The sequence below is a fragment of the Kitasatospora sp. NPDC056181 genome (assembly GCF_042266225.1).
Lineage (GTDB): Bacteria > Actinomycetota > Actinomycetes > Streptomycetales > Streptomycetaceae > Kitasatospora.
The window spans coordinates 1-5,787 of record NZ_JBHJUK010000270.1; the positions used below are offsets into that span (position 1 = coordinate 1).

The window sequence follows — 5,787 nt, forward strand, 5'->3', positions numbered from 1 at the left end:
ATGAACCAGAAGCGGTCCTGTCCGGGGGTGCCGAACAGGTACAGGATCAGGTCCTCGTCGAGGGTGATGCGGCCGAAGTCCATGGCGACGGTGGTCGTCGTCTTGCCCGAGACGTGGCTGATGTCGTCGATGCCGGCGGACGCGGAGGTCATGACGGCTTCGGTGCGCAGCGGGTTGATCTCGGAGACGGCGCCGACGAGCGTGGTCTTGCCGACGCCGAAGCCACCGGCCACGACGATCTTCGCGGAGGTGGTGGCGCGGGTTGGGGCGGCCGCGTTAGAGCTTGCGAAGTCCACTGAGGACCCTTTCGAGCAGCGTGACGTCGGGCTGGTTTCCGGATTCGCCGCCGGAAGCGGGCTGGTGGATGGCGACCAGGCCGGCTTCGGCCAGGTCGGCCACGAGGATGCGGGCCACTCCCAGGGGCAGGGAGAGCAGCGCCGAAACCTCGGCGACGGACTTCACCTCGGTGCAGAGGGTGCAGATCCGCTGGTGCTCGGGGAGCAGGGTGGCCAGGCGCTGCGGGTCGACACTGGCGGAGACGAGTGCCTCCAGTGCCAGTTCGTAGCGCGGGCGGGTCCGCCCGCCGGTCATCGCGAACGGCCGGATCAGCGGGCCCGAGTCGTGGTCGTCCTCGAACTCCTCGACGTGCCCGGGGTCCTCGGCCGGCGCGTAGCCGGGGTCGGGGCTCTGGCCGGGGACGCCGTGGCCGGTGTGCCGGCCGGGCAGGTGGCCGTCCTGGGCCGGGTATCCGGCCGGCGGCGCGTCGTACGAGGGCTGCGGCTGGGAGTACTGGCCGTACTGGCCCTGCCCCGGACCGTACTGGTGCTGGGGCTGGCCGTACTGCTGCTGGCCGTACTGCTGGCCGTGCGGGCGGTCGTACTGCTGACCGTGGCCGACGACGCCGGGTGCTCCGAAGGCGTCATGGCCCGTGCCAGGGTACGGAACGCCGTACTGGCCGCTGCGGTCGTCGGGCGGTGTCACGGTTCCTCTCCTCACAAGGTGCGGCGGTGCGGTGCGAGCTCGGGCACGAGTCCCCAGCCGGTGTTGCGAAGGCCGTACAACGTCCGAACCCGAGCCCGCCGAAGCGGGCCCGGGACGGTCGTGGAGGTGCTTCGAATACCAGGACGGTATCCGACGAACCGTCAGTGCAGGAGACTGCCCTGGAGTTCTGCGCGGAGCGCGGGGGTGAGGACGGCGCCGGCGCGGTCGACGAGGAGGGCCATTTCGTAGCCGACCAGGCCGATGTCGGAGTCCGGCGAGGCGAGTACGGCGAGGGCGGAACCGTCACTGATGGCCATCAGGAAGAGGAAGCCGCGCTCCATCTCGACGACGGTCTGGTTGACCTCGCCGCCCTCGAAGATCCGGCTGGCGCCGGAGGTGAGGGAGGTGAGGCCGGAGGCGACGGCGGCGAGCTGGTCGGCGCGGTCGCGGGGGAACCCTTCGGACATGCACAGCAGGAGGCCGTCCGCGGAGACCACCACCGTGTGCGACACCCCAGGGGTGTTGTCCACGAAATTGGTGATCAGCCAGTTCAGGTTCTGTGCGGCCTGGCTCATCTGACTCAACTCAACGCTCCTGGTGATTCGAGCCGCCGAAGAGATCGGTGCTGCGATTCTGCTGTCCGTTGCCGGACTGGTCTACCTGATCGGGATCGATCCGGAAGCTTCCGGTGTTGCCGGCGCTGCGGCCCTGCTCCACACCGCGGCGCAGGTTGGTGAGGCGTCCACGGACCTCCTCGGGGCTGCGGGAGACCTGCGGCCCGTCCTGCGGAGTGGGCTTGGCGTTGCCGGCCACCAGGTTCTGCTTGGGCACCCGGCGGGGCAGGCCCGCCGGGGTGGTGCCACCGGAGGCGGGCTCGCGGAGCTGCTCGGCGCGCTGCCAGGAGCCGTCGTTGGGCGACTGCCAGGCGGCGCTGGTCGGGCCGGTCGGTCCGGTGGGACCGTACCCGCCCAGCGCGGACACCTCGTGTCCGCGCGATTCGGTCGGCGCCGAGGTGTCCTTGGCGCCGGCGAACCAGTTCGGGGTCTCGCCGGTGTCCTGGCCGCCGCCCTGGAAGGCGGCACCGGAGCCGCCGCCGAGCTGCTGGCCGGGGCGGCGCTGGGGAAGGCCGGACGGCAGGGTGGCGGACGGCTCGGCCGCGGGCAGCGCCGGGGTCTCCGGGCTGTACGGGTGGCCGGCCGGGGCCTCGTCGGCCTGGTGGCCGTACTGCTCGTCGGCGTAGCCGTCGTCGTAGCCCTGGTACTGGCCGTACTGGTCGCCCTGACCCTGGCCCTGGCCCTGGGCCTGGCCGTACTGGTCGTCGGCGTAGCCCTGCTGGGGGAACCGGCCGTAGGCGTCCGGGCCGTACCCGTCCTGCCCGTAGTCGTTGCGGGCGTACTCGTCCTGGCCGTACGCGTACTGCTCGTCGGTGTAGCCGGACTGCTCGTAGCCCTGTCCGCCGTACTGGTCGTCCTGGGCGTAGGCCTCGTCGTTGCGCCGGCCGTACGCCGGGTACTCCTCCTCGACCTCGGCGTCGAGGACCGGCGGCATCTGCGCGGTCTCCGGGCCGGCCTCCAGGGCGGCGCGGCGGACCTGGTCGAGCCGCTGCGAGCGCTGGACGGCCTCAAGGGCCGGGCTGAAGCCGCTGGAGCCGGCGCTGCCGTTGCCGGTGAGGTGGTCGTCGAAGCCGAGCTCGGCGGCGCTGCGCGGCTGGTTCTGGGCGGCGGCCCAGTCGGCCGGGGAGGGCTCCTGGTCGGCGAAGATCCGGGAGACGGTGAACTGCTCCTCCGGCTCCGGCGCCGCACCCATCTGCGTCAGGAACGGCGGCAGCATGACCAGCGAGGTGGTGCCCGCGGACTCGCCCGAGGGGCGGAGCTGGACGCGGACGTCGTGCCGCTGGGAGAGCCGGCCGACCACGAAGAGGCCCATGCGGCGGGAGATGGTGGCGTCGACCGTGGGCGGCTCGGCGAGCTTCTCGTTGATCTCGGCGAAGTCCTCGGCGGTGAGGCCGATGCCCTTGTCGTGGATCTCGACCAGCACCCGGCCGTCCGGCAGGCGGGTCGCGTTGACCAGCACCCGGGTCTGCGGGCTGGAGAACGAGGTGGCGTTCTCCAGTAGCTCGGCGAGGAGGTGGACGAGGTCGGTCACGGCGGCGCCGACGACCTCGGCCTCGGGGATGCCGGCGAGCTCGACGCGCTCGTACTGCTCCACCTCGGAGGCGGCGGCGCGGAGCACGTCGACCAGCGGCACCGGGGTGTTCCAGCGGCGGCCGGCCTCCTCGCCCGCGAGGACGAGCAGGTTCTCACCGTTGCGGCGCATACGGGTGGCCAGGTGGTCCAGCTTGAAGAGGTTCTCCAGCTGGTCCGGGTCGGCCTCGTTGTTCTCCAGGTCGGTGATCAGCGCCAGCTGGCGCTGGATCAGGCCCTGGCTGCGACGCGACAGGTTGGTGAAGATCGCGTTGACGTTCCCTCGCAGCAGCGCCTGCTCGGCGGCGAGCTCGACCGCCTGCCGGTGGACCTGGTCGAAGGCCCGGGCGACCTCGCCGATCTCGTCCTTGCCGTGCAGCGGGATCGGGGTGACCGAGGTGTCCACCCGCTCCGGGTCGGTCTTGGAGAGCTTCTCGACCAGTTCCGGCAGGCGGTGGTCGGCGATCTCCAGGGCGGCGTTGCGCAGGGTGCGCATGCCGAGAATCATCGAGCGGGCCACGTAGCCGGTGAGGACACCGGCGAGGACCAGTGCGGCGAGCACGATCGCCGAGTTGAGGATGGCGTCGTAGAGCGCGTTGTCCCGCAGGTCCGAGGCGTCGTTGAGGACGTCGTCCAGCAGCGCGACCTCGGTGGAGCGCAGGGTGGCGATGTGGGTGTTGGCGGCCTGCTCCCAGTTCTCCTTGCTCAGGCCGGAGTTCTTCGCCTCGTTGAAGGCGGCGTCGGCGGCGGCCTTGCCCTTGGACTGGCCGTCCGCGGCGGCCTGGCTGTACGCGGCACCGAGGGCCATCAGGCCCGTCATGGTGGGCACGCTGCCGTTCGGCATCCGGTACGCGGACCGCTGGTCGGCGGCGGCCTGGGCGACCTGGGCGTCGGAGTAGCGCTTGGCGTCCTCGGGGGCGCTGCCGGTGTTGAACTCGGAGATCGACACCTGCTCCAGCTTCTGGGAGACCAGGAGCTGCTGGATCAGGTCGACGTTCTCGTACCGGGTCGTGGACTGCGCGGATATGCCGACCAGCAGCTGGAGCATCAGCGCGCGCTGGGTCGAGGCCGAGGCCTTGGCCAGCGACATCGCGTAGATCGCGCGGCCCTTGCTGGTGATGTTGGTGCTGCCGAGGCCGACCGAGTTGTCGTAGGCCAGCAGCGGCGCGAGCATCGTCGAGTAGGCGGACTGGGTCGCGGTGGCGAACAGCTCCGGCTTGTAGGCGTTGTCGCGCAGGTGCGGCAGGAACATCACGAGGCTCTGGAACGACGCGTGACGGTGCGGGAGCTCACCGGACTTGTCGGTGGCGTCGTAGGCCGCGTTGTACGCCTTGAGCGCGGCGTCCGTGGTCGCACGCGTCTTGACGACGTCGCCGTTCGGGTCCTGGCCGGTCAGCAGGGGGCTGATCGTCTTGTCGCGCTCGTTCTCCAGCGCTTCGGCCAGTTCGGTGGCCGCCTTGGCCAGGCGCGAGGTCTTCTCGGCGCGCGAGGCCTTGACGTAGCCGTCGACCGAGGTGTTGACGCGCAGGCCGCCGAAGACCAGTCCGATGACCACGGGGATCATCAGGATCGCGATCAGACGGGCCGGCACGCGCCAGTTGCGCGGCCGGAGGAACTCGTACCGTCCGCCGTCCTTGCCACCGCTCCCGTCGTCCGCGGAGCCGCTGCCGCTGCTGCGGCGCTCCGTGGAGGCGGCCGGGGCCTGTGGCTTGGGGGCCGGCGGGCGTTCCTCGACCGGCGTGAACGCGGAGAACCCGGCCTGGTCCGTTGCGGTACCGTTCGGCTCGCTCTGGCGGGGCTCGGAGCGCCGCTGCGGGGCGACTTGCTGCTTACGCCTCACTCGACAACAACCTCTCGGCCGATTGGCGGCCATGGATCAATCCAGCGCTACCCCTGGCAGTGGTCCGCTGCTGGGTGGGACTGCCGTACGGGATTTAGGGGTAGCTGGAATTTCAGCACGTGCAGGGATGGGGGACAAACAGCGGCTGGCGGCACGCTGCTGTGGCATATTTCGGACATTCGCCGACATCGCGGCGCAAAACCGTGGTCTTCTGGCGCTGAGCGACGCTAAATCGCTACGCATGGTCACTGTTGATCACAAAATGCCTACCGAACTGTTATCCGCTGCTTATGCAGGGGTCTTGCGCGAGCCGCGCGGAGGACACCGCCCCGCAAGAGCAGGCGCCCCGGTGCCCGCCGGGCTGGCGGGACACCGGGGCTGCCGGCCTGCGGGCCGCGTTCAGCGCAGGCGGGCGAGGAGGGCGTGCTCGACGAGCGTGATGAGGGCGCTCTTGGCGCTGTCACGGCGTCGGGCGTCCAGGGTGACGACCGGGGTGTCGGGGCCGAGTTGGAGGGCTTCGCGGACCTCGTCGGCGGTGTGGGGCTGGTGTCCGTCGAAGCCGTTGAGGGCGACGACGAAGGGCAGGCCGCTGTTCTCGAAGTAGTCGAGGGCGGGGAAGCAGTCGGCGAGGCGTCGGGTGTCGACGAGGACGACGGCGCCGATGGCGCCGCGGACGAGGTCGTCCCACATGAACCAGAAGCGGTCCTGTCCGGGGGTGCCGAACAGGTACAGGATCAGGTCCTCGTCGAGGGTGATGCGGCCGAAGTCCATGGCGACGGTGGT

General features: G+C 70.8%; 5 protein-coding genes. All 5 read right to left on the bottom strand.

Annotated elements, in window-relative coordinates:
* Positions 1-296: ATP/GTP-binding protein (locus ACFC1F_RS42415; RefSeq protein WP_376167060.1), on the bottom strand; the 296-nt coding region annotated here is incomplete at its 3' end.
* Entirely contained in the window at positions 277-981 is a 705-nt protein-coding gene (locus ACFC1F_RS42420; RefSeq protein WP_209411392.1) for a DUF742 domain-containing protein, read from the bottom strand. The genes ACFC1F_RS42415 and ACFC1F_RS42420, both read right to left, overlap by 20 nt.
* A 161-nt stretch (positions 982-1,142) precedes the next feature.
* Positions 1,143-1,556: a roadblock/LC7 domain-containing protein gene (locus ACFC1F_RS42425; RefSeq protein ID WP_097236138.1), complete on the bottom strand. Its 414-nt coding sequence runs from the start codon at positions 1,554-1,556 to the stop codon at positions 1,143-1,145.
* A gap of 10 nt (positions 1,557-1,566) precedes the next feature.
* A complete protein-coding gene (locus ACFC1F_RS42430) occupies positions 1,567-5,004 on the bottom strand; it encodes a nitrate- and nitrite sensing domain-containing protein (RefSeq protein ID WP_376167062.1) in 3,438 nt (1,145 codons plus the stop codon).
* Positions 5,005-5,403: 399 nt separating this feature from the next.
* Positions 5,404-5,787 (bottom strand): ATP/GTP-binding protein (locus ACFC1F_RS42435; protein ID WP_376167064.1); only part of this gene is annotated, 384 nt, incomplete at its 5' end.

What these genes read in the sequence shown, in the direction of transcription:
- ACFC1F_RS42425 (WP_097236138.1), bottom strand. Translation starts at nt 1,556, where the DNA reads ATGAGCCAGGCCGCACAGAACCTGAACTGGCTGATCACCAATTTCGTG.